Below are 21147 nucleotides of genomic sequence, written 5' to 3'. Positions count from 1 at the left end.
CGGGCCCCTTCCCTCTCCCCGGAGGGGCGAGGGAGACGATGGGATCAATACTCGGCGAGATCCGAGAACTTCGTAATCGTCGGATCGAACTTCATCCGCACCTTGCCGGTCGCACCGTGGCGCTGCTTGGCGATGATGAGTTCCGCCAGGCCGTAGACCCGTTCCATCTCCGCCGCCCACGACGCGTGATCCTCGAAGATCTTCGAACTGTCGCCTTCCGCCGGGCGTTTGGGCTCCTTCGACGCGACGTAATAATCCTCGCGGTACACGAACCAGACCATGTCGGCGTCCTGCTCGATCGACCCCGACTCGCGAAGGTCCGACAGCATCGGCGTCTTGTCCTCGCGCGATTCGACCGCACGCGACAGCTGCGACAGCGCCAGCACGGGCACGTTGAGGTCCTTCGCCAGCGTCTTCAGCCCACGCGAGATCTCGGAGATTTCCTGGACGCGGTTGCCGTCCTTGCTCTTGCCCGACCCCGACAATAGCTGGAGGTAGTCGACCACCACCAGCCCGATCTCGTTGTTGTGCCGACGCTGCAACCGGCGCACCCGCGTATGCAGCGCGCCGATCGAGAGACCGCCGGTATCGTCGATGAACAGCGGCAAATTCTCAAGCTCGGCAGCAGCAGCCGCGAGCTGGGCGAACTCGGTGCGGCTGATCTTGCCCATGCGGAGCGATTCGGACGAAATCTGCGACTGCTCGGCGAGAATGCGCGTCGCGAGCTGATCCGCGGACATTTCCAGCGAGAAGAACGCGACCTTCGCGCCGACCGAGTCCTTCGGGGCGATCCCGTCGGCCATGTCGCGCATCCAGCGCCGCGCGGCGTTGAACGCGATGTTGGTGGCGAGCGACGTCTTGCCCATGCCCGGACGACCGGCGAGGATCATGAGATCGCTGTGATGCATGCCGCCGATCTTCGCGTTGATCGAATCGATGCCGGTGGTGACGCCCGACAGGTTGCCGCCCGAGTTCAGCGCGCGCTCAGCCATCTTGACCGCCGCGGTCGTCGCCTGCGCGAACGACTTCACCGTGTTCTCGGATCCGCCATCCGCCGCAACCTTGAACAGCTCTTCCTCGGCGAGCTCGATCTGCGCGCGCGGATTGACCTCCTCGGAGGTGTCCATCGCGCGATCGACCAGCGTGCGGCCGACCGACACGAGCGCACGCAACATCGCGAGGTCGTAGATCTGCTGCGCGAACTGGCGCGCACCGATCAGGCCCGCACCGCTGCCCGTCAGCCCAGCCAGATACGCCGGCCCGCCCAACTCGCGCATACCCTCGTCCGCATCGAACATCGGCCGCAGCGTCACCGGCGTCACCAGCATGTCGTTGCCGCGCAGCGTCTTGATCGCCGCGAAGATGCGCCCGTGGACCGGCTCGAAGAAATGCCCCGGTTCGAGCTTGTCGACCAGATCGTCCGCGAGGCGGTTGTCGATCATCATCGCGCCGAGCATCGCGGCCTCGGCTTCGACGTTGCGGGGAAGTTGCTGCGGTTCGGGGACCGCGGGAACGGGGAATGCGAGAGTTGCCATCCCCTGCACCTACGCGATGGACGGGTCCTCGTCCAAGCTATCGCGCCGGAATGCTGGGGATAAGTGACAGGGCGAATGTCCCCCGCTATCGAACCGGTATGGCCGACCCGCGGATCATCGACGTGCAACTCGACGAGACCAGTCTCGGCTGGCGCTCGCCCGACGTCGAGCAGGAGCGGCGGATCGCGATTTTCGACCTGATCGAGGGCAATCACTTCGCCCCGCAGCGTGCCTATGCCGATGGCTATGCGGGGCCGTACAAGATCAAGCTCCAGTCGGAGGAAGGACGCCTCGGCATCCATATCCACCGCGAGGACGACACGCATCTCGAGACTTTGGTCCTCGCGCTTGGACGATTCCGCCGGCCGATCCGCGACTATTTCGCGATCTGCGACAGCTATTACCAGGCGATCCGGCAATCCTCCCCGGCGCAGATCGAGACGGTCGACATGGCGCGCCGGGGCGTCCACAACGAGGCCGCCGAGCTGCTGAAAGAGCGCCTCGACGGCAAGATCGAGGTCGATTTCGACACCGCGCGACGGCTGTTCACGCTGATCTGCGTCCTCCACATCCGCAACTAGAAGACCCATGGCTCACGCACTTTTGAAATTCGCGGCCGCGCTGGCCGCGACCGGCTTCGTCGGCATCTGCGGCTGGACCGCCGCGACCGGCTGGCACCCCGACGTCAAGCACTACCCGTTGCAGGGCATCGACCTCGCCGAGAACCCCGGCCCGGTCGAATGGGGTACGGTGCGCGCGAGCGGTGCCGACTTCGCCTACATCGTCGCGACGTCGGGGACCGACCGCCGCGATCCGGCGTTCGAGGCGAACTGGGCCGCGTTGCCCGACGCCGGCCTGCGACGCGGCGCGGTGCACATCTATTCCTTGTGTCAGCGTGCGGACGAGCAGGCGAACGCGTTCAACACCTTCGTGCCGCGGACTTCGGACGCGTTGCCGACCGCGGTCGACATCGCGTTCCACGACGACTGCACGGCACGGCCGGATCGCGCGACGCTGATCGCCGACATCGCGCAGTTCGTGACGATGGTCGAGACGCACACCCGCCAGCCGGTGATGCTGCGGATCAGCAAGGCGGTGGATTCGAAATACACGCTGTCGGACGCCGTGCCGCGGCCGCTATGGGCGGTAGAGAATATCCTCAAGCCCGACTACACCGCGCGGCCGTGGCGGATGTGGCGCGCGAGCGATTTCCGCCGCATCGATGGGATCAAGGGACCGGTGAACTGGGACGTGGTGGCATCATGACTGAACAAGCAACGCAACTCGTGGCGGCAGCACGCGACGCCGCGCGCAACGCCCACGCGCCCTATTCGCGGTTCGCGGTCGGTGCCGCGGTGCTACTCGACGACGGTACGGTAATCACCGGCGCAAACTTCGAGAATGCGAGCTACGGCCTGTCGCTGTGTGCGGAAACAGTCGCGATCGCCACCGCGAGCGCGGAGGGCAGGCTCCGCGATATCGTCGCGATCGGCGTGATCGGCGGTGCGATGGATGCGGACGGCCGCGCGACCGGCACGTCCCCCGTCAGCCCATGCGGCCGCTGCCGACAAATCATTAACGAGGCGGCGCAGATGGGCGGCCGCGACCTGCCGGTGCATTGCGGCGCGGCGGAAGGCGATGCGATCCGCACTTATGTCGTATCGGAATTGCTGCCTGACGCGTTCGGCCCGGCGGACCTGGGGATCAGCTAAGCCGCGCGTCCCACGGGGCCGCCGCCAGCCGTTCGCGTACGCCGTTGGGCTGCGTGATATTCGACGCGGCCAAACAACACATCAAGGTCTTCGCGACTGACGTCGAGCGTTTCGCCGAGATCGGCGAGCGCCTTGTCGAGGTCCTCGGCCCGGAGCGCGGCTTCGATCGGCACGGACGCCGCAACGGGCACCTTGTGCGGATAACTATGCCCTGAAAACCGGTGGAACAGGATTCCGCACGCCGTCAGTATGATGGCGTTCAGCGCGATCGGGACAAGTACGAACGCGAATCCTGCGTCGACAACGGCCGGGCCGCCGACGACTGCGGTCAACGCGACCGCACCGGCGGGCGGATGCAGCGACCGGGTCAGCGACATCATCAGGATCGCCGCGCCGACTGCGATCGGCGCCGCGAGTTCGGGCGCCGGTACGAGCATCCTGACCGTGACCCCGACCAGCGCGGCGATGATATTGCCGCCAATGACCGACCAGGGCTGTGCCAGCGGGCTCGCCGGTACCGCGAACACGAGGACGGCCGCGGCGCCCATCGGCGCGGCGATCAGCAGGAACGCGCCGTGCGGGTGAACGACCGCCGCACTGATCGCGCTGGTCAGGCCGATGCCCAGCAGCGCGCCCAGGCAGGCCCGGAGTCGATCCCTGAGGTTTCCCCCTGCGAGAATAGGATCGAAGAGTTTGCGCATGCGAGACACCCGGTGGACGATGCCTGGTTCATATGGCGAGACCGCCGGCAAGTCACGGCGGCGGTCGGTCGCGAGGTGGACCGATTACTCCTGTGCGGGCATTTCGTAGAAGCCGCGGAACCGCTTGCTCGGCGCGAAGGCGCTTGTCTGGCCGATCACGGTTTCGCCCGCCCCCATGACCAGCACGCCGCCCGGCTTCATCGCCTTGGCGATCTTCGGAAACACCTCTGCCTTGGTGTCGGTGGACAGGTACAACAGCACGTTACGGCACAGGACGACGTCGAACTGTCCGGGCGGCGCTGGGTCGGATACCAGGTTCATCCGGCGAAACGCGACCATGCCGAGCAGGTCGGGCTTCGCGACCCAGTCGCTGCCGGTCGTGTCGAACCAGCGGATCATGCGTCGCACAGGCAGTCCGCGCTGGATTTCGAACTGCGAGAAGCGACCGGATCGCGCGCGGGCGACGGCGGCATCGGATACGTCGGTGGCGACGATCTCGGGCATGGGGACGCCACCCGTCTCGCGCCGTTCGGCGAACTGCATCGCGAGCGAGAGCGGCTCCTGTCCGGTCGAACAGCCCGCGCACCAGATCCGCGCGCGCCGGCCGTCACGCTCGGCGTCGGCAACCGCCTCGGAGAGCATCTCGAACACCTGCGCGTCGCGGAAGAACGAGGTCTCCTGATTGACGAGCGCGTCGACGATCGAGTCGCCGATCGAACGGTCGCTTCCCTGCAGCAACTGGGTCACCAACTGGTCGAGCGTGTCGAGCTTGCGCGCGCGCAGCAGGGGTTTCAGCGCGGTGTCGAGCCGCCATGAGCGATAGGCGGCGATCTGTTGACCGGTACGTGCCTCGAGCAACGCGGTGAGGACGTTGATCGTGGCCTGCGACGCGGCGGGTGCGGGAGCGGCGCGGGCCGTCATGGTCGTCGTCGCGTCGCCGCGAGGCGACCGATCGCCTCAGGGGCCAGCACCGCGTCGGCGATGCCCGAGGCGGCGATAGCCCCCGGCATGCCCCACACCACCGAGCTTTGCTGATCTTGCACAACGACGCACCCGCCGCTGTCGTGGACGCGCCGCGCGCCCTCCGCTCCGTCGCGCCCCATGCCGCTGAGCACGACCGCAAGCAGGCGAGGACCATAGACGTCGGCAAGCGAGGCCAGCATCGGGTCGACCGACGGCATGCACCCGCTCGACACGACCTCGTGCGTCAGGCGAAAGGCCGCGCCGCCCTCGGACAGTCTCACGGCCTTGAGATGCGCGTCGCCGGGTGCGATGATGATCCGGCCCGGACGGATCCGCATCCGGTCGACCGCGACATCGCACGGGCGTCCGGCAAGCACTGCGATCTGCGCGGCGAAATAGGGCATGAACGACGCGGGCAGATGCTGAGTGATGACGATCGGCAGGCGGAACCCGGCGGGCATCTGACCGAACATCTGGCTCAACGCATGGATGCCGCCGGTCGAGGCGCCGATCGCGACGATGTCATAGTCGTCGCTCGTCGAGACCGGACGGATCGGCAGCGGCGGGTCCGCGGGCGGCGTCGGCGAGACGGGTGAGCGCACGACCAGCGCAGGCGGCACCTGCGTCGGATACTCGCACAGCATCTCGAGCTTGTTGCACAGTGCCGAACCGAACCGCGTCGACAGGGCACTCGTCGATGGCTTGATCAGCGTCTCGGCCGCGCCGAGTGCCATCGCCCGCAAGGCGATAGCCCCGCCCTCGTCCGCGCTGGACGACACGATCAGGACCTTCGCGCCCTGCCCCGCCGCGATCAGGTCGGGCAATGCGCTGAGCCCGTCGATCCCCGGCATCTCGATATCGAGCAGAACGAAGTCGACCGTCGCGCGCTTCAGGAACGCCAAGGCCGCAGCGACGTTGCCGACCGCGCCGACGACCGAAAACCGGTCGCTCGCATCGATCAGCCGCGCGATCACTGCGCGGACGACCACCGAGTCGTCCACGATCAAGACCCGAGCCGAGTCAAGCCCGTCGCAGTCCGCATGCCGCTCGGCAGAGTGGGTCCGGGTCGTCACGGCTAGGCCTGGATCAGGCCATGCCGACGATCTGGAGCTTCGATTCGAGCGTATCGCGGTCGAACGGCTTCATCACATACTCGTCCGCGCCTGCCTCGATTGCGGCGCGGATATAGGCCATCCCGTTCTCGGTGGTGCAGAACACGACCTTGGGGCGGCGCGGCACGTCTGCCTCCCGCAGCGCGCGGAGGAAATCCATGCCACTCATCACGGGCATGTTCCAGTCGAGTAGGATCACGTCGGGGATCGACGCCATGCAGGAGGCCAACGCCTCGCGACCATCGCACGCTTCGGTGACGGTAAAGTCGAGCGTCTCGAGAATGTGGCGCGCGACTTTTCGGATCACTTTCGAATCGTCGACGACAAGACAGGTCTTCATGCAAAGCCTTCCGGGAAATCGTGCGACCGTCCTAGATCGCAAACAGTAAGGAGGGAGTTAAGCGTCGGAACTTTGGTGCAAAACGTCACGCCGCTAGCGGCGACGTCGGCAGGACGACAGCGAGATCGATGATCAGCAAGGGCTCGCCGTCGCGCTCGACGATTCCGGTGCCCACGGACTCCCAGCCGCCTCGCAGTGCGAGGCCCGACGACAGCGGCAACCGGACAAACGGCGCAACGTCCTCGACCGAATCGACCAGGATCGCATAATGATGGCCATCGACGATCGTGATGACCGCGCGACGCATCGTATCGGGGGTAGGTGCGAGTCCAAGCGCAATCCCCGTGTCGATCACGGTCACGACGCGGCTGCGCAACGCCGCCAGGCCGCGAACGAACGGCTCGGCGCGAGGCACCGCGACGATCTCGCCGATATCGACCACCGAATCGACTTGCGCCGCGTCGATCGCGACCCCGCGACCGGCGATATGCGCAATCAGGAACAGGTCGCTCACAATCCCCTCCGCGCGGCGATTGCTGCGATCAGCGCAGGGCGGTCATAGCGATATATGCTCGGGTCATCGTTGCCGTCCGCAACGCGCGAGCGGCGCAGCGTCACCACCGGCGCATGCGTGGGAGAGACCGGCGCATCCTCCATCGCCAGCGCGACCGCCGCCGTCTCGCCCGCCGCCAGCGCGGTGACGCAGCGATAGCCCGAGGCCTCCAGCGCAGGTTTCAGGAAGGTTTCCATCCATCCCGATCCATCGACCTGCAACAGGCATAGCGGCGGAGTCGCGATCTCGACCGGCTCGCCAGCGAACAAGGCATGCGGATCGACCACTTCGACCTGCTCGCCGGCGATCAGCACGACACCCGCGATCGGAGCGCATGCATCCGTTCCGCCACGCCGCGCCGGCGCCATATCTGCGGGCAACGCGACGATTTCGATCGCTTCGGCGATCGCATAGGCCATCTCGCTCTCGCCGTCAGTGAGCCGCAACACCGCGATCTCGGTCCGATCGCCGAACCCGCCGACCGCATGAACCGGGATGATCGTGTTGCCGATCGTCAGCCGCATCGCCCCAGCGGTCCGGCGGATCGCGTCGACCGGTACAGGCTCGACGCGGTCGATCACCGCGAGCGCGATCGCACGCCGCTGCCCGTCGAGATCGTCGAAAAGCAGCGCCGGGATGCCGGGAACAGCGACCTCCTCGACCGAGTCGTTCACCGCCACCGGGGCGAACCGCAGGCCGGCGACGGTCGCGATCCCCGCCGCGTCGAGCAACAGCATCGGCAAGCCATTGTCGGGCAACGTCATGCCAGCATACACACCCGTCGCCATGATCGCGGGCGACGCCGGCTTCACGACGAGTTCCTCGGTATCGATCACGGTGTCGACGCCCAGCGCGTAATCGCCCTCACGAGTCGACACGATCACCAGCGTCGGCGGCGGTTCCGATCCAAGCCCGAACAGACCGGCGAGCGCGACCAGCGGCATGCGACGCCCGCGCACCAGCACCGCCGCCGCATCGCCGATCGTCTCGATCCGCACCTGATCGCCGCGCACCAGCACGATCTCCTCGACCGATTGGCGTGCAAGCGCGAAACGCTGAGTCCCGACTTCGACGATCAGCGTCGTGAGGATCGACAGCGTCAGCGGGACGCGCGCGATAATTCGCAGCCCCCTCCCCGGATCGTTGACGAGGACGATGCGCCCGCCGATCTGCTCGATATTGGCGCGTACGACGTCCATGCCGACGCCGCGTCCCGACGTCGCGGTGACGACATCGCGGCTCGACAGCCCGGGCGCAAAGATCAAATCGAGCTTCGCCGTATCGCTCATCGCCGCCAGTTCGGTCGCGGTGTGCAGCTTCTGCTCGGCCGCCTTGGCGACGATCCGTGCTACGTCGATGCCCCGGCCGTCGTCGCTGATCTCGATGAGGATTTGGTTGCCCGATTGCCGCGCAGAAACGACAAGCCGCCCCGCCTCGGGCTTGCCCGCGGCCCGACGCGCCTCGGGTGTCTCGATACCGTGGTCGATCGCGTTGCGGATGACGTGGAGCAACGGATCGCGCATCAGCTCGATCATCTCGCGATCGAGTTCGACATCCGCACCGTCGATAACGAGGTTGACCGACTTCCCCAGTTCCGCGCTGATATCGCGTACCATCCGGGGCAGCGCCGAGAACAGCGCGTCGACCTTCTGCATGCGCGTCCGCGTGACCGTGTCGCGCATGTCGGCGACCGTCAGCGACAACCGCTCCAGCGCAGCCTCGACCTGCGGATCGGCGTCGCCATCGCGCAACCGCCGCGCGAGATCGTTCCGCGCGAGGACCATGTCGGACATACCGCTCATCATCCGATCGAGCAGATCGACGTTGAGCCGGACGCTGCGGCTGGCCGCCCGCCCCGCCGGCACAGCAACGACCGCGACCTTGGGTTTGGCATCCGGCGCCAGCGCGGCGATCAGCGAGTCTTCGGTCGAATCGTCCAGCGTTGCGCCCGCGTCGATCGCCTCGACGATCTCGCCGATCCGGTCGACGATGCCGAGCACGGCATCGACCAGCGCGGTATCGGGCGTCCGCTTGCCGTCGCGCACCGCGGCCAGCACGTCCTCCGCCGCGTGGCTGAGCCGGGCAAGCCGGGGCAGATCCAGGAACCCGCAGCTGCCCTTCACGGTATGGACGAAGCGAAAGATCGCATCGAGACGCGCACGATCGGTCGGATCGGACTCCCACGCGACGATCTCGCCGGCAATCGCTTCCAGCGTTTCGCGCGTCTCGGCAATGAATTCCTGTAACAGATCGTCCATGCGGCCCCGCGTTCGAGCCCGTCATGCATGCTTCAGGTTAAGGCGAGGTTAGTTGTCCCGCCCGTCTCTACGGGATCAGCGCGCGTTGAAGACCGCACCGAAGATCATGATGCCTTCGGCAGGCTCCGATACGATGACCTTCCCGCCGGCTTCCGCGACGACGGTGTTGATCATGTACGCCGCCGCCGCGCGGGGCGTGACAGTGTTCGCGCCCTCCCCCTCGACCAGTGTTCGACGAATTTCCGGATCAAGCACGATCCGGGTGCCCTCGATCTTCACGACGATCTCCAGCTGACCATCATTGTCCTCACCCCCGACCTCCATCGTGCCGCCGCGTACAAGCGACTCGGTTGCCACGAGGACAAGGTTGAGCAGTATTTTCACCGCGGACTTCGGCATTGCCGGCGTCTCGACGGCCCAGACGAAGGTGATCCGCTTGTTCTCGGCAACCAGACCTTCGATCGCGTTCCTGGCCTCGTGCGTATCGACCAGCTCGCCGAACCCGCCCGCCGCACCGAACGCCAGCCGGAAGAACTTCAGCTTGCTGGCCGACGCCCGCGCGCTGTCCGCGAGCAACTCCATGACGCGCTCGCGCATCGCCGGATCGGTCTCGTCCGCCAGCAGTTCGAGCCCATTGTTGAGCGCGCCCACTGGCGACAGCAGGTCGTGGCACAGGCGCGAACAGAGCAGGCTCGCGAAATCGACCGGGCTGACCGTCATGAAATTCCCCTAATTCTGGAAGGTCTTGTGGCTGGCGGGCGGCCGCTACGCAATGCCAACTTGCGGTACCCTATACAGTAGAAGCCGCCACCCTTCTTCCCCCCTCCCTGAAAGGGAGGGGTCGGGGGTGGGTCGGCCCGTTTGATCCACACCCGCAGGATATGCGGAAGCCAACCCACCCCCAGACCCTCCCTTCGAGCGAGGGGGGGGAAGAAGGGTGGCGCTACTCAACGACCTCGATCGCCTCCTCGACAAATGCCCCCACCTCGACCGACCGCCACGCCCGAGCCTCACCACCACCAAGTATTACCCAGACCGCCCCATCCCCCATCGCCTGCGCCGCATCCCGAGGAGACGGCACCGGCAGCCCAGACGGATGCGAATGATAATGCCCGATCGCCACTGCCCCCCCACTCCGAGCCCGCCGATGCGCCGCAAACAGCGCAGCCGGATCGATCTCGAACGCTCGCGCGGGGTTGGCCGCCACGTTGGCGCACGCCTCCGCCGCCTCGATCCGCGCGACCGATCCAAACAACAACCCGCACACCTCCGCATCCGGCGAAGCACCCGCTTCCTCCACCAGCCGCCGCAGCAATCCGCTTGAAATTGTCACATTCATCGCCACATCGGTAAGACATGGACCGGGGGGTTTCCATCGTCGAAGCATCGATTACGCCAGCCATTGATGGCTGGAGGCTCGATCGTGCGCTTGCCGAAGTGCTCCCAGACATGTCACGCGAGCGGCTGAAGGCACTGATCGCCGCCGGCCAGGTGACGCTTAATGGTCGCGAATGGCGCGATTCGGCGAAGAAGGCGGCTACCGGACAGGTGTTCGCCGTCGCGATCCCGCCGCCGACGCCGCTGCACAACGAAGCGCAGGATATCCCGCTCGTCGTCGCGTACGAGGACGACGACCTGATCGTGATCGACAAGCCCGCCGGCCTCGTCGTCCACCCTGCCGCGGGGAACTTTGACGGCACGCTCGTCAATGCGCTGCTCCACCACTGCGCCGGCAATCTGTCGGGCATTGGCGGCGTCGCGCGACCGGGCATCGTTCACCGGATCGACAAGGACACGTCGGGGCTGATGATCGCCGCCAAGACCGATCGCGCACACGAGGGCCTCGCAAAGCAGTTCCACGACCACAGCATAGACCGCCGCTACAAGGCGATCGTCGGCGGCATCCCGCGGCCGCCAAGCGGCACGGTCAATGCGCCGCTCGCGCGGAGTCCGCAGAACCGCAAGAAGATCGCGATCGTCGAAGGCGGTAAGCGTGCGGTGACCCATTTCTCGACGATCGAGACACTGCGCGACGCGGCGCTGATCGAGTGTCGATTAGAGACGGGCCGCACGCATCAGGTGCGCGTCCACATGGCGTCGATCGGCCATGCCTTGTTGGGGGACCCGGTCTATGGTAGAACAAAGCAAGCTCAGAAGTCGCTGCTCGAAACGCTTGGTTTCCGCCGGCAGGCCTTGCACGCGGCGCATCTGGGGTTCATCCATCCGGTGAAAAGCATCGCTTTGGCGTTCGAAAGCGAAATGCCCGCAGACATGCAGGAACTGTTCACCCAGCTTCACGTATAGATAATCGGTCCTATGCCGCATTGCGGCAATCGGGGTCAGCAGAAAGGGATTACGACCATGGCAGCCCGCTCCAACGTTCCAGCGACGATACCTGCGCTCGGCAGCGAGGCGGGTCTCAATCGCTATCTTGCCGAGATCAAAAAATTCCCGCTCCTGAAACCCGAGCAGGAATACATGCTCGCCAAGCGTTTCCAGGAGCATGGCGATACCGAAGCGGCCGCGCAGCTGGTGACCTCGCATCTTCGCCTCGTGGCGAAGATCGCGATGGGCTATCGCGGCTACGGCCTGCCGACGTCGGAGCTGATCTCCGAGGGCAATATTGGCCTTATGCAGGGCGTGAAGAAGTTCGAGCCCGAGCGTGGCTTCCGTCTCGCGACCTATGCGATGTGGTGGATCCGCGCCTCGATCCAGGAATATATCCTGCGCTCGTGGAGCCTCGTGAAGATGGGCACCACCGCCGCGCAGAAGAAGCTGTTCTTCAACCTGCGCCGGATGAAGAGCCGTCTCGATGCGTTCGAGGACGGCGATCTGCGTCCCGAGCACGTCACGAAGATCGCGACCGACCTGGGTGTCGCCGAGACCGACGTCGTCAGCATGAACCGTCGCATGGCGATGGGTGGCGACACGTCGCTCAACGTGCCGATGCGCGAAGACGGCGAAGGCCAGTGGCAGGATTGGCTGCAGGACGATGCGCCGTTGCAGGACAAGATCGTCGCCGATGCGCAGGAGGCGGACGTTCGCCACTCGATGCTGGTGTCGGCGATGGACGACCTCAACGAGCGTGAGCAGCATATCCTGACCGAGCGTCGCCTGACCGACGATCCCAAGACGCTCGAGGAACTGTCGCAGGTCTACGGCGTGTCGCGCGAGCGCGTGCGGCAGATCGAGGTGCGTGCGTTCGAGAAGCTGCAGAAGGCGATGATGCGGATTGCCGGCGAGAAGCGCCTGCTGGCAGCATAACATGGTGCGCACCGTCGTCATCGGCGGCGGTGCGGCCGGTATTGCCGCGGCAAGAATGCTGCACGACGCGGGGCAAGAGGTGCTGTTGGTCGAGGCCAATGACCGCCTAGGTGGCCGTGCGCACAGCCTGTCCCTCGCCTCCTTGTTCCCCCGCGAAGGCGGGGGCCCAGACTGGACCCCCGCCTTCGCGGGGGAACATGTCGACGCTGGTTGCGGCTGGCTACACTCCGCCCAGCGCAATCCTTGGACTCAAATTGCCGAGGCGACGGGCTTTACGGTAGACCGCTCCGACGCGAACTGGCGCACCCAGTGGCGGGACCTCGGCTTCCCACCCGAAAACCAGTCAGCCTCTGCCACAGCTTACCAAGATTGGAACGAGCGCGCCCTAGTCGCCCTTGAAGGCCCCGACCGCCCGCTGTCCGACTTCATCGCCCCCAACGACAATTGGCGCCCGAAGATCGACGCGATCTCCGGCTACGCTAACGGCGCGAACCTTACCCAAGTGTCACTCCACGACTGGGCCGCATACGAAGAGGCCGCCACCGACGACAACTGGACGGTCAGGGAAGGCTACGGCACACTCGTCGCCAGCCGTGCCGCCGGCCTGAACATCCGCCTGTCGACCCCAGTAACCCGCGTCGACCACAGCGGCCGCCGCATCAAACTCGACACCCCGGCTGGGACGATCGAGGCGGACCACGTGATCGTCTGCGTCCCCACTACCGTCCTCGCCAAGTCGCAGATCGTCTTCGATCCGCCGCTCCCCGACAAGCACGCCGCCGCCGCGGACCTCCCGCTCGGCCTAGCGGACAAGGTGTTCCTCCACGTCGACCGGCCCGAATGGCCGACCAACGCGCACCTGGTCGGCAACCCGTACAGCGCTTGCACCGCCAGCCACCGCCTTTCTCCGTTCGGCTGGCCGATCGTCGAGAGCTTCTTCGGCGGCGACTGCGCGGAGATGCTGGAGGACGGCGATGCGGCACAGTTCGCGATCGACGAACTGGTGGGGTTGCTCGGCAGCGACTGGCGCAAGCGCTTCACGCCGCTTGTCGCAACCCGCTGGCGCCACGAACCCTATATCGGCGGAAGCTATAGCCACGCGCGGATCGGCCGGGCCGGTCAGCGCGCCATCCTCGCCGCCTCGGTCGACGGCCGCATTCACTTCGCGGGCGAGGCCTGCCACCCATTCGACTTCTCCACCGCACACGGCGCGTACGAAACCGGCGTAACCGCCGCCCGCGCAGTCATTGGCGAGGCCGCGACGATCGCATAAGGAGCGGCGATGGGCCTTATCCGCATCGCTGCAAAGATCGTCTTCGCCTTCGTCCTGATCACGGTCGCGTGGGTCGGCATCTACCGCTTCGTGCCGGTCCCCTTCACGTTGACTATGATGGGCGACGTCATCAACGGCCACGGCGTGACGAAGGACTGGATGCCGCTATCGGAGATGGACTCGGACATGGCGCGCGCGGCGATCGCCGGGGAGGATTCGCGGTTCTGTTCGCATCATGGCTTCGATTTCAAGGCGATGGCGGGGGCGGCGGCGCGCAATGCACAGGGCGGACGCATTCGCGGCGGCTCGACGATCAGCCAGCAGACCGCGAAGAACGCGTTCCTTTTCCAGGGCGGCGGCTATGTGCGGAAAGCGTTCGAGGCGTATTTCACCGTGCTGATCGAGACGCTGTGGGGGAAGCGGCGGATCATGGAGGTGTATCTCAACATCGCCGAGACCGGGATCGGGACATACGGCGCGAATGCCGGGGCGATCCGGTATTTCAACCATGATGCTTCTAAGTTGTCGCCGACCGAGGCGGGGCGGATTGCTGCGGTGCTACCGTTGCCAAAGAAGCGGGCTGCGATAGACCCGCATGGTTTCGTGCGAAAACATGGGAATACGCTGTCGCGGCGGGTTTCGGTTGTCCGGAACGATGGGTTGGACAGCTGCTTGCGAACCTGACCCGTTCCGCCACCCCGGATCAATTCCAGGGTAGCGGAGTGAGAGGCAGCTGAACTCACCGTCAGCTTCCGTTCTGATCACGAACCTGCCCCCTCACCCGTCACCCCATCGAAAGCTGGAGTATCCTCGTGGCGAAGGGTGCGCGTCACCGAGGGATATCCCAGCTTTCGCTGGGATGACGGGCTTGTGAAGCTCTGGGGTGCGATTTGTAAGGAGACAGTTGCAGGTATCAGAACGGCAGCTTGAACCCGGGCGGCAGTTGCAGGCCGCTCGTCATCTTCGACATCTCGCTGCCCGACACCGCATCGGCCTTGGCACGTGCGTCGTTGAATGCAGCGGTGAGGAGGTCCTCGAGCATCTGCTTCTCGCTCACCTGCATCAGCGAATCGTCGATCGCGATGTTGATTATGCGGCCCTTGGCGGAGGCCTTGATCTTGACGAGGCCGCCGCCGGATGCGCCCTCGACCTCGATCGTGTCGAGATTGGCCTGCGCCTTTTCCATCTCGCTCTGGACGTTCTGCGCCATCGCGAGGATTTCGTCGATATTCTTCATGCGTTGCTCCTTTGACCTGGCCACGATTCAAGCTGGGCGTCGGGAAACGCTGCCACCGCGGCCTTCATGATGGGGGATTCGAGAATAGCCTGGCGCACCGCGGCGTCGGCGGCGTCCTGCGCCTCGCGCAGCGTCGGCGCGCCGGGGGCGTCGACGATCGACACTTTCCACGCGGTCCGCGTCACGCTCTTCAACAGCGTGTTGAGTTCGGCGAGCGTGTCAGCCGAGACAGGGCGACTGCCGCTGAGGACGAATTCAGGCGGCGAGTAACTGACGACGCGTGCGCCGTGACGAAGACGCGCGGCGATCGCGAGGCCGCCTGATTCGTCGAGCAGATCAACCAGCGCTTCGAACGTCGGCGGCAGGATTGGGCCGGTTGCGACGGGTTCGGGCGCCTTCGCAGCGGATCCAGCGTTCCAGGGCGGCGCTTCGCCGGACGGGGGTGTAGGTGACGGTAGAGGCGGCGCCGTTGGTGCAACCGCGGGAGCCGCTCCGCTGGCGATCTGCCGCGCGAGCTCGCCGGGGTCGGGCAGCGTCGAGGCGTAGATCGCACGCAACAACGCCATTTCCGCGGCCTCGATCGGCAGCGCTGCCTTGGCGACTTCATCATGCCCCTTGAGGAACAGCTGCCACAGGCGGTGCAACGCGGGGAAGCCGAGCGATGCCGCCCATTCCTCGCGTGCCGCCCGCTCCTCCATCGGCTGCGCGGCGTCCGCCGGCGTGCCGACCTTGGTCAGCGTGATGCCGTGGACGGTTTCGAGCAGCGAGCGCAGCACCGACAGCGGGTCGACGCCGTAATCATATTGCCGGCGCATCGAGGCGAGCGCCCCTGCCCCGTCGCCGGCCAGGATCAGCGTCAGCAGGTCCCGCACCGCGCCGCGATCCGACAGGCCGAGCATCTGGCGAACCGCGTCGGCGGTCACGCCGCCGCCTTCGAGCCCGGCATGCGCGATCGCCTGGTCGAGGATCGACAGGCCATCGCGCGCGGAGCCTTCCGCGGCGCGCGCGATCAGCATCAGCGCCTCGGGATCAGCGACGACGCCCTCTTCGGTCGAAACCCAGGCGAAGTGCTTGGCGAGCTGTTCGGCGGAGATGCGGCGCAGGTCGAACCGTTGGCAGCGCGAGAGCACCGTCACCGGGACCTTGTTCACTTCGGTCGTCGCGAACAGGAATTTCACATGGGGAGGCGGCTCTTCCAGCGTCTTCAGCAGCGCGTTGAACGCGTTCTTCGACAGCATGTGGACTTCGTCGATGATGTAGATCTTGAAACGCGCGGTGACGGCAGAATAGCGCGACGCGTCGATGATCTCGCGGACGTCGTCGACGCCGGTGTGGCTGGCGGCGTCCATCTCAATCACGTCGATATGGCGGCCCTCGGCGATCGCGCGGCAGGGTTCGCAGACGCCGCAGGGGTCGATCGTCGGGCCACCGTCGCCGTCAGGGCCGATGCAGTTGAGCGCCTTGGCGATCAGGCGGGCGGTCGATGTTTTCCCGACGCCGCGGACGCCGGTCATCAGGAACGCGTGCGCGAGCCGGTCGCGCTTGATCGCGTTGCCGAGCGTCTGGACCATCGCGTCCTGCCCGATCAGCTCGGAAAAGGTCTGCGGACGGTATTTGCGCGCGAGCACGCGGTAGGCGGGGGCATCCGGTGTTTTAGCCGGCTGCGGGGGTTCGCCCAGGTCGAAGGAATCTGACATTGCGGTCGTCATAGCGGGTGCTGCGCGTGCTGTCGAAGGGGTCGGAAGTTCACAAAGTTCACACGCTGGGAAGGGTCTGCACTTCGACGTACCCGGAGGCTGGCGAGTGGATTGTCGGAACCTGTGATGTGGGCAATGCCGGTCATGCGCGGCTTATGCCACAACGCCGCAGCGTAGGATAATGGTTTGGAACGTTGCGGGAACATCGGGAGTGGTTTTGCCCCGATTGCGCTTGGGTGATCAGCTAGCGTAACTGGTTAGCGAGGACGATTAGAAGTGCGCTGCGGCTAGGCCGCATCGTCAGTCGGTGCTCTGCACCGCTGGCCGCGCGAACGTTTGCTTGCAAACGTTCGCGGTGGGAGCCGGGACGACCCGTAGCTGAGTCGTTGTGGCTGCTTCCTTCCGGATCTGACCAAGTTGGCGACGACCACGTCCGCCCGACTCCCGCGGCGCATATGGCGGGGTCGGGCGGGATGATCAAGCCGCTTTAGTAATCGCGGCTATTCGATCAGCGGCTGACGCGAACCGTGCGGCAAACGCGCTGGCGGTGATGATTGCGATAGACGTTACGGCAAACCTGGCGCGTACGCACGGCGTGGCGACGGTAGCCGGGACGACGATCGTCGTGGCGAACGACGGTGCGCTCGTGGACGACAGTGCGCTGTGCCGAAGCTTCGGCGGCGATGCCGACGGGGGCAAGGCCGGTCAGTGCGACGAGACCGGCGGCGGCGATGGTGAACAACTTCATGATACTCTCCTTTTGGGTGCGGGGCCTCCCGACCCCGGCAACCTATGTTATCAAACTAAAAGCGTTCGTTACGGTTCCGTACTAGCGGCGGAAGCAGCGACGAACCGGGCCGTAATAGCCACGCTCAATCCGGCAGACGACGCGCGAGCGGCCGTATCCGCGAGGTCCGCGATAGCCGTAGCCGCCGCCTCGGTAGCCGTGATCGCCACGATACCCGCCGCCATAGCCACGATAGCCGCGATCCCTGCCGCGCCAGCCGCGGTCACCGTGCCAGCCGCGATTGCCATGCCATCCGCGGTCGCCGTGCCAGTCGCCACCGCGGCGGGGGCCGTCCCAGCCGTGGCGTTGCGCATCGGCGGGGGCCGAGGCGAACAGCGTCCCGGCGGCCAGCGCGCCGGCGGCGAACATTGCGATGATCTTCATGTCCGGTACTCCTCTCAAGACCTCGTACATTGAGGCGATGAGGGGATAATCCGCTTCCGGCCGTGCACGTTCCCTGAACCGGCGGTTGTCTTCCTGTAAGCTTTGCTGTCGTTTAATTCGGGATACGAACGGTCAAGCCGTCGAGCGCTTCGGTCAGGCGGATCTGGCAGGCGAGACGACTGGTGCGCGTCGCATTGTGTGCGAGATCGAGCATGTCCTCCTCGTCCTCGCTCGCCGGCGGCAGGCGGGCGAAGTCGGCGGGGTCGACGATGACGTGGCAGGTCGCGCAGGCGAGATGGCCTTCGCAAGTGCCTTCGAGCGGCTGGTTATGCGCCTGTGCGGCGTCCAGCAGGCGGTCGCCGGGGGTTGCGACGGTCGTCGTTGCGGTGCCGTCGCGGGCGATGAAGCGGACGATCATGGCCATTGCGCCTCGGCTGCGGCAACGATCGCATCGATCGCGTCGCGGAGTTCGGTTTCGGTGGTGTAGCGGCCGAAGCCGAGGCGGATGCTGGACCGTGCCTGTGCTTCGGTGAGGCCGATCGCGCGGAGGACGTGGCTGGAGCGGCCCGAACCGCTGGCGCAGGCCGAGCCGGCGGAGAAGGCGATGTCGCGAAGGTCGGACATAAGCCGGTTCACGTCGAGGTTTGCGCGGCGGACGTTGAGGTTGCCGTGGTAGCGATGTTCGGTCGAGCCGTTGATCGTCCAGCCGGGGCCGAGGCGGTCGAGCGCGAGCGACCAGAGGCGGTCGATGTGCGCGGCGTCCTGGTCCTTGCGGTCGGCCATGAGTTTCGCGGCGACGCCGAAGCCTGCGCAGAGTGCGGGTGACAGCGTGCCCGAGCGGCCGGGGGCTTCCTGCCCGCCGCCGTGTATCAGGGGGGCGAGGTCGACGCCATCGCGGATCCAGAGTGCGCCGATGCCCTTGGGCCCGTAAATTTTGTGAGCGGAGATGGCGACGAGGTCGACGGTGTCGGGGATCGAAACGCGGCCATAGCCTTGCACCGCGTCGCAGAGCACCAACGCGCCGGCTGCGTGGGCGATCTCGGCGAGCGCAGCGATCGGCTGGATGACGCCGATCTCGTTGTTGACGAGCATCGCGGCGACGAGATCGGTGCCGGGCTGGATCGCGGCGCGGGCTTCGTCGAGGTCGACCAAGCCGTCTGGGTTGACCGGGAGGATCGTGACCTGGCGCCCCCTCGCGGCTTCCGCTGCGACCGTATCGAGGACGGCGACGTGTTCGGTGCTGAGCGTGACGATTGGGCCGGGCGTGCCCTTGATCGCCCAGTTGAGCGCTTCGGTCGCGCCGCTGGTGAACGCGACGCGACCGCCGGGGGGGAGCAGCGCGGCGACTTGATCGCGGGCGACTTCGACGGCGGCTTTGGCGCGGCGACCTTCGCGGTGCGCGGAGTGCGGGTTGGCGTGCTGCGATTCGAGCCAGGGGAGCATCGTAGCGAGCGCTTCGGGCGCGAGGGAGGTGGTTGCCTGGTAGTCGAGGTAGGTCATGCCCCCAGTCTCGCAGGGCGCTTTATGTCCGCCGCAATGCGCGTCCAGGCTTCGGCGAACTTCGCGACGTCGTCCGGTGTCGTGGTCCAGCCGAAGCTGACGCGGACGACTTCGGCGGCGGCCTCGGCGGAATAGCCCATTGCGGCGAGGACGTGGCTTGGGCGCATGCTGCCCGACGAGCACGCGCTGCCCGCGGAGACGGCGAACCCAGCCATGTCGAGTCGGATCAGCTGCGCGGCGGAACTGACGCCGGGCATGCGGTAGGAGGCGATCGTGGGGATGCGGGGGGAGTTTTGCGCGACGATCTCGCCGCCGCTTGCGAGGACGGCTTCGTCGAGTTTGGCGCGAAGGTTGGCCATGTCGGCGAACCAGTCGCGAGGCGCTTCGAGCGCGGCGGCGAACCCGAGCGCGCCGGGGAGGTTCTCGGTGCCGCCTCGGTAGCCACGCTCCTGCCCGCCGGTCGGGTCGAGCAGACCGAGATCGCGGACCAGCAGCGCGCCGATGCCGGGAGGGCCGCCGAGCTTGTGCGCGGAGACGATGATCAGGTCCGCTTCGGGGAGCGGGAGCTTGCCCGCGGCCTGCGAGCAATCGGCTATCCAGAGACCGGTGGGTCGATCCTGAAGGACGCCGGTTTCACTGTTCGCGGATTGCAGTGCGATCGGCTGGGTGCCCTCTCCGTTCGCGACGATACCGCCGGCATCGACCTCCAGCATCACCGGCTGTTCCGCAGCACGGAGGACCGCATCATGCTCTACCGCCGCCACCGCGACGCCGGGGCGCCCACGCAGCGCAAGCGTCGCGGACTCGCTCGCGCCGCTGGTCAGGATCACGTGATGCGGCCAGCCCAGCGCCTTGGCGATCCGCTTCCGTGCGTCCTCCAGCGCAGCCCGCGCCGCGCGTCCCTCGGCATGCGGCGAGGACGGGTTCGCCCAGCGCGCCATGCCCTCGCCAACCGCCGCGACGGCCTCGGGGCGCATCGGCGTAGTGGCGGCGTGATCGAGGTAGATACGCGAGTCGTTACGGGCCAGGATCGGTTCCAATTGCGAAAAGGGGCTCGTTCCCTATATAGCGTTCATATTCCGGCACTCCACCCGAGTGCGTATCCCAGCTCGCGAGTGCCTATGCCAGAAGTCATTTTTCCCGGTCCCGAAGGCCGTCTCGAAGGTCGTTTTGCGCCGGGCCCGCGTCCGCGCGCGCCTGTCGCGATGATCCTGCACCCGCATCCGTCGGCCGGTGGCACGATGAACAACGCGATCGTGCAGCAGCTCTACAAGACCTTCCAGCGGCGTGGCTTTGCGACGTTGCGGTTCAACTTCCGCGGCGTCGGCAAGAGCCAGGGCGTGTTCGACAATGGCGTCGGCGAGCTGAGCGATGCGGCGAGCGCGCTCGATTGGGTGCAGAGCTTCCACCCCGAGGCACAGACGACCTGGATTGCGGGCGTCAGCTTCGGTGCATGGATCGGCATGCAGCTGTTGATGCGCCGGCCGGAAATCCGCGGGTTCATCTCGGTCGCACCACCGGCGAACCTGTACGACTTCACGTTCCTGGCGCCGTGCCCGTCGAGCGGGATCATCATCCAGGGTGAGGCCGACGAGGTTGCTACGCCTGGGGCTACGCAGAAGCTGGTGGATAAGCTGCGGACGCAGAAGCATATCACGATCCATCATGATACGATTCCGAAGGCGAACCATTTCTTCGAGCACGAGATGCCCGAGTTGATGGGGTCGGTGGACAAGTATCTCGATATGCGTCTCGACCCCAACTCGCCGATCCGGTGACCTTATCCTTCTCCCCTTGGGGAGAAGGTGGCGCGCCAGCGTCGGATGAGGGG

The 21147-nt window shown here is 66.2% G+C and carries 23 protein-coding genes, 1 other RNA gene and 1 pseudogene; 8 read left to right on the top strand and 17 right to left on the bottom strand.

Annotated elements, in window-relative coordinates; genetic code table 11:
• Positions 1 to 44: 44 nt before the first annotated feature.
• Positions 45 to 1535 carry a replicative DNA helicase gene (locus E5673_RS09845; RefSeq protein ID WP_056050676.1) on the bottom strand — a complete coding sequence of 497 codons (1491 nt, stop codon included), beginning with the start codon at positions 1533 to 1535 and terminating at the stop codon, positions 45 to 47.
• 98 nt (positions 1536 to 1633) lie between these two features.
• Here E5673_RS09845 and E5673_RS09840 point away from each other — a divergent pair, with 98 nt between their 5' ends.
• From E5673_RS09840 to E5673_RS09830, 3 genes are read left to right on the top strand one after another with little or no spacing between them, the layout of a single operon-like run.
• On the top strand, positions 1634 to 2116 hold the full coding sequence (locus E5673_RS09840; protein WP_056050677.1) for a UPF0262 family protein: 483 nt from the start codon (positions 1634 to 1636) through the stop codon (positions 2114 to 2116).
• Between the two features lie 7 nt (positions 2117 to 2123).
• A complete protein-coding gene (locus E5673_RS09835) occupies positions 2124 to 2801 on the top strand; it encodes a GH25 family lysozyme (protein WP_136189850.1) in 678 nt (225 codons plus the stop codon).
• Positions 2798 to 3247: a cytidine deaminase gene (locus E5673_RS09830; protein WP_136189849.1), complete on the top strand. Its 450-nt coding sequence runs from the start codon at positions 2798 to 2800 to the stop codon at positions 3245 to 3247. Before E5673_RS09835 ends, E5673_RS09830 begins: the two co-directional genes overlap by 4 nt.
• Here E5673_RS09830 and E5673_RS09825 read toward each other — a convergent pair.
• From E5673_RS09825 to E5673_RS09790, 8 genes are all read right to left on the bottom strand, one after another.
• On the bottom strand, positions 3244 to 3948 hold the full coding sequence (locus E5673_RS09825) for an HPP family protein (protein WP_136189848.1): 705 nt from the start codon (positions 3946 to 3948) through the stop codon (positions 3244 to 3246). The genes E5673_RS09830 and E5673_RS09825 overlap by 4 nt on opposite strands.
• Positions 3949 to 4032: 84 nt before the next feature.
• Positions 4033 to 4869, bottom strand: a complete 837-nt coding sequence (locus E5673_RS09820; RefSeq protein ID WP_136189847.1) for a protein-glutamate O-methyltransferase CheR — start codon at positions 4867 to 4869, stop codon at positions 4033 to 4035.
• Positions 4866 to 5912: a chemotaxis protein CheB gene (locus E5673_RS09815; RefSeq protein ID WP_247599647.1), complete on the bottom strand. Its 1047-nt coding sequence runs from the start codon at positions 5910 to 5912 to the stop codon at positions 4866 to 4868. The genes E5673_RS09820 and E5673_RS09815 overlap by 4 nt, the downstream gene beginning before the upstream one ends.
• An 85-nt stretch (positions 5913 to 5997) precedes the next feature.
• Complete coding sequence (locus E5673_RS09810; protein WP_055878033.1) at positions 5998 to 6363, bottom strand: response regulator; 366 nt, start codon at positions 6361 to 6363, stop codon at positions 5998 to 6000.
• A gap of 85 nt (positions 6364 to 6448) precedes the next feature.
• Complete coding sequence (locus tag E5673_RS09805) at positions 6449 to 6877, bottom strand: chemotaxis protein CheW (RefSeq protein ID WP_136189845.1); 429 nt, start codon at positions 6875 to 6877, stop codon at positions 6449 to 6451.
• Entirely contained in the window at positions 6874 to 9174 is a 2301-nt protein-coding gene (locus tag E5673_RS09800) for a chemotaxis protein CheA (RefSeq protein ID WP_136189844.1), read from the bottom strand. The genes E5673_RS09805 and E5673_RS09800 overlap by 4 nt, the downstream gene beginning before the upstream one ends.
• Before the next feature lie 75 nt (positions 9175 to 9249).
• A complete protein-coding gene (locus E5673_RS09795) occupies positions 9250 to 9894 on the bottom strand; it encodes a histidine phosphotransferase family protein (protein WP_136189843.1) in 645 nt (214 codons plus the stop codon).
• 223 nt (positions 9895 to 10117) lie between these two features.
• On the bottom strand, positions 10118 to 10513 hold the full coding sequence (locus tag E5673_RS09790) for a M67 family metallopeptidase (RefSeq protein WP_136189842.1): 396 nt from the start codon (positions 10511 to 10513) through the stop codon (positions 10118 to 10120).
• Between the two features lie 17 nt (positions 10514 to 10530).
• Between E5673_RS09790 and E5673_RS09785 the strand changes: the two genes are divergently transcribed.
• The 4 genes from E5673_RS09785 to mtgA are packed head-to-tail and all read left to right on the top strand — an operon-like array spanning position 10531 to position 14395.
• A complete protein-coding gene (locus E5673_RS09785; RefSeq protein WP_136189841.1) occupies positions 10531 to 11478 on the top strand; it encodes an RluA family pseudouridine synthase in 948 nt (315 codons plus the stop codon).
• Positions 11479 to 11535: 57 nt separating this feature from the next.
• Positions 11536 to 12438 (top strand): RNA polymerase sigma factor RpoH, encoded by a 903-nt coding sequence (rpoH, locus tag E5673_RS09780; protein WP_056048373.1) that lies wholly within the window; start codon positions 11536 to 11538, stop codon positions 12436 to 12438.
• A 1-nt stretch (position 12439) separates the two neighbouring features.
• On the top strand, positions 12440 to 13711 hold the full coding sequence (locus E5673_RS09775; RefSeq protein WP_136189840.1) for an NAD(P)/FAD-dependent oxidoreductase: 1272 nt from the start codon (positions 12440 to 12442) through the stop codon (positions 13709 to 13711).
• Positions 13712 to 13720: 9 nt separating this feature from the next.
• Entirely contained in the window at positions 13721 to 14395 is a 675-nt protein-coding gene (gene mtgA, locus E5673_RS09770) for a monofunctional biosynthetic peptidoglycan transglycosylase (protein WP_136189839.1), read from the top strand.
• A gap of 229 nt (positions 14396 to 14624) precedes the next feature.
• Here the strand turns inward: mtgA and E5673_RS09765 are convergent, their stop codons facing one another.
• From E5673_RS09765 to E5673_RS09730, 8 genes are all read right to left on the bottom strand, one after another.
• Entirely contained in the window at positions 14625 to 14948 is a 324-nt protein-coding gene (locus tag E5673_RS09765) for a YbaB/EbfC family nucleoid-associated protein (RefSeq protein WP_056063013.1), read from the bottom strand.
• A complete protein-coding gene (locus E5673_RS09760) occupies positions 14945 to 16645 on the bottom strand; it encodes a DNA polymerase III subunit gamma/tau (RefSeq protein ID WP_136189838.1) in 1701 nt (566 codons plus the stop codon). Before E5673_RS09760 ends, E5673_RS09765 begins: the two co-directional genes overlap by 4 nt.
• Before the next feature lie 352 nt (positions 16646 to 16997).
• Positions 16998 to 17093, bottom strand: an RNA gene (ffs, locus tag E5673_RS09755) — signal recognition particle sRNA small type.
• Positions 17094 to 17153: 60 nt separating this feature from the next.
• Complete coding sequence (locus E5673_RS09750; protein ID WP_056063010.1) at positions 17154 to 17393, bottom strand: hypothetical protein; 240 nt, start codon at positions 17391 to 17393, stop codon at positions 17154 to 17156.
• An 81-nt stretch (positions 17394 to 17474) separates the two neighbouring features.
• Positions 17475 to 17816, bottom strand: coding sequence for a hypothetical protein (locus E5673_RS09745; protein ID WP_210731831.1), 342 nt, complete (start codon positions 17814 to 17816; stop codon positions 17475 to 17477).
• A 112-nt stretch (positions 17817 to 17928) separates the two neighbouring features.
• Positions 17929 to 18234: a 2Fe-2S iron-sulfur cluster-binding protein gene (locus E5673_RS09740; protein ID WP_136189837.1), complete on the bottom strand. Its 306-nt coding sequence runs from the start codon at positions 18232 to 18234 to the stop codon at positions 17929 to 17931.
• Positions 18231 to 19316: a cysteine desulfurase family protein gene (locus E5673_RS09735; RefSeq protein ID WP_136189836.1), complete on the bottom strand. Its 1086-nt coding sequence runs from the start codon at positions 19314 to 19316 to the stop codon at positions 18231 to 18233. Before E5673_RS09735 ends, E5673_RS09740 begins: the two co-directional genes overlap by 4 nt.
• Positions 19313 to 20323, bottom strand: a complete 1011-nt coding sequence (locus tag E5673_RS09730; protein WP_281727893.1) for an aminotransferase class V-fold PLP-dependent enzyme — start codon at positions 20321 to 20323, stop codon at positions 19313 to 19315. Before E5673_RS09730 ends, E5673_RS09735 begins: the two co-directional genes overlap by 4 nt.
• On the opposite strand from E5673_RS09730, the pseudogene E5673_RS09725 reads away from it, so the two are divergent.
• Positions 20207 to 21094: pseudogene (locus E5673_RS09725) on the top strand (alpha/beta hydrolase); the annotation flags it as partial. The gene E5673_RS09730 and the pseudogene E5673_RS09725 overlap by 117 nt on opposite strands.
• Positions 21095 to 21147: the final 53 nt, after the last annotated feature.

Source organism: Sphingomonas sp. PAMC26645 (assembly GCF_004795835.1).
In the GTDB taxonomy this organism is placed as follows: domain Bacteria; phylum Pseudomonadota; class Alphaproteobacteria; order Sphingomonadales; family Sphingomonadaceae; genus Sphingomonas.
The sequence above is the reverse complement of the archived record's forward strand: the minus strand, read 5'-3'. Positions and strand labels throughout refer to the sequence as shown.

Excerpts from the sequence above, each read along its gene's own strand:
- E5673_RS09750 (WP_056063010.1), bottom strand. The coding sequence starts at position 17,393 with ATGAAGTTGTTCACCATCGCCGCCGCCGGTCTCGTCGCACTGACCGGC.
- E5673_RS09740 (WP_136189837.1), bottom strand. The coding sequence starts at position 18,234 with ATGATCGTCCGCTTCATCGCCCGCGACGGCACCGCAACGACGACCGTC.
- E5673_RS09760 (WP_136189838.1), bottom strand. The coding sequence starts at position 16,645 with ATGTCAGATTCCTTCGACCTGGGCGAACCCCCGCAGCCGGCTAAAACA.
- E5673_RS09785 (WP_136189841.1), top strand. The coding sequence starts at position 10,531 with ATGGACCGGGGGGTTTCCATCGTCGAAGCATCGATTACGCCAGCCATT.
- E5673_RS09795 (WP_136189843.1), bottom strand. The coding sequence starts at position 9,894 with ATGACGGTCAGCCCGGTCGATTTCGCGAGCCTGCTCTGTTCGCGCCTG.
- E5673_RS09835 (WP_136189850.1), top strand. The coding sequence starts at position 2,124 with ATGGCTCACGCACTTTTGAAATTCGCGGCCGCGCTGGCCGCGACCGGC.
- E5673_RS09820 (WP_136189847.1), bottom strand. The coding sequence starts at position 4,869 with ATGACGGCCCGCGCCGCTCCCGCACCCGCCGCGTCGCAGGCCACGATC.
- E5673_RS09765 (WP_056063013.1), bottom strand. The coding sequence starts at position 14,948 with ATGAAGAATATCGACGAAATCCTCGCGATGGCGCAGAACGTCCAGAGC.
- E5673_RS09800 (WP_136189844.1), bottom strand. The coding sequence starts at position 9,174 with ATGGACGATCTGTTACAGGAATTCATTGCCGAGACGCGCGAAACGCTG.
- E5673_RS09840 (WP_056050677.1), top strand. The coding sequence starts at position 1,634 with ATGGCCGACCCGCGGATCATCGACGTGCAACTCGACGAGACCAGTCTC.
- E5673_RS09830 (WP_136189849.1), top strand. The coding sequence starts at position 2,798 with ATGACTGAACAAGCAACGCAACTCGTGGCGGCAGCACGCGACGCCGCG.
- E5673_RS09810 (WP_055878033.1), bottom strand. The coding sequence starts at position 6,363 with ATGAAGACCTGTCTTGTCGTCGACGATTCGAAAGTGATCCGAAAAGTC.
- E5673_RS09845 (WP_056050676.1), bottom strand. The coding sequence starts at position 1,535 with ATGGCAACTCTCGCATTCCCCGTTCCCGCGGTCCCCGAACCGCAGCAA.
- E5673_RS09745 (WP_210731831.1), bottom strand. The coding sequence starts at position 17,816 with ATGAAGATCATCGCAATGTTCGCCGCCGGCGCGCTGGCCGCCGGGACG.
- E5673_RS09825 (WP_136189848.1), bottom strand. The coding sequence starts at position 3,948 with ATGCGCAAACTCTTCGATCCTATTCTCGCAGGGGGAAACCTCAGGGAT.
- mtgA (WP_136189839.1), top strand. The coding sequence starts at position 13,721 with ATGGGCCTTATCCGCATCGCTGCAAAGATCGTCTTCGCCTTCGTCCTG.
- rpoH (WP_056048373.1), top strand. The coding sequence starts at position 11,536 with ATGGCAGCCCGCTCCAACGTTCCAGCGACGATACCTGCGCTCGGCAGC.
- E5673_RS09735 (WP_136189836.1), bottom strand. The coding sequence starts at position 19,316 with ATGACCTACCTCGACTACCAGGCAACCACCTCCCTCGCGCCCGAAGCG.
- E5673_RS09790 (WP_136189842.1), bottom strand. The coding sequence starts at position 10,513 with ATGAATGTGACAATTTCAAGCGGATTGCTGCGGCGGCTGGTGGAGGAA.
- E5673_RS09775 (WP_136189840.1), top strand. The coding sequence starts at position 12,440 with ATGGTGCGCACCGTCGTCATCGGCGGCGGTGCGGCCGGTATTGCCGCG.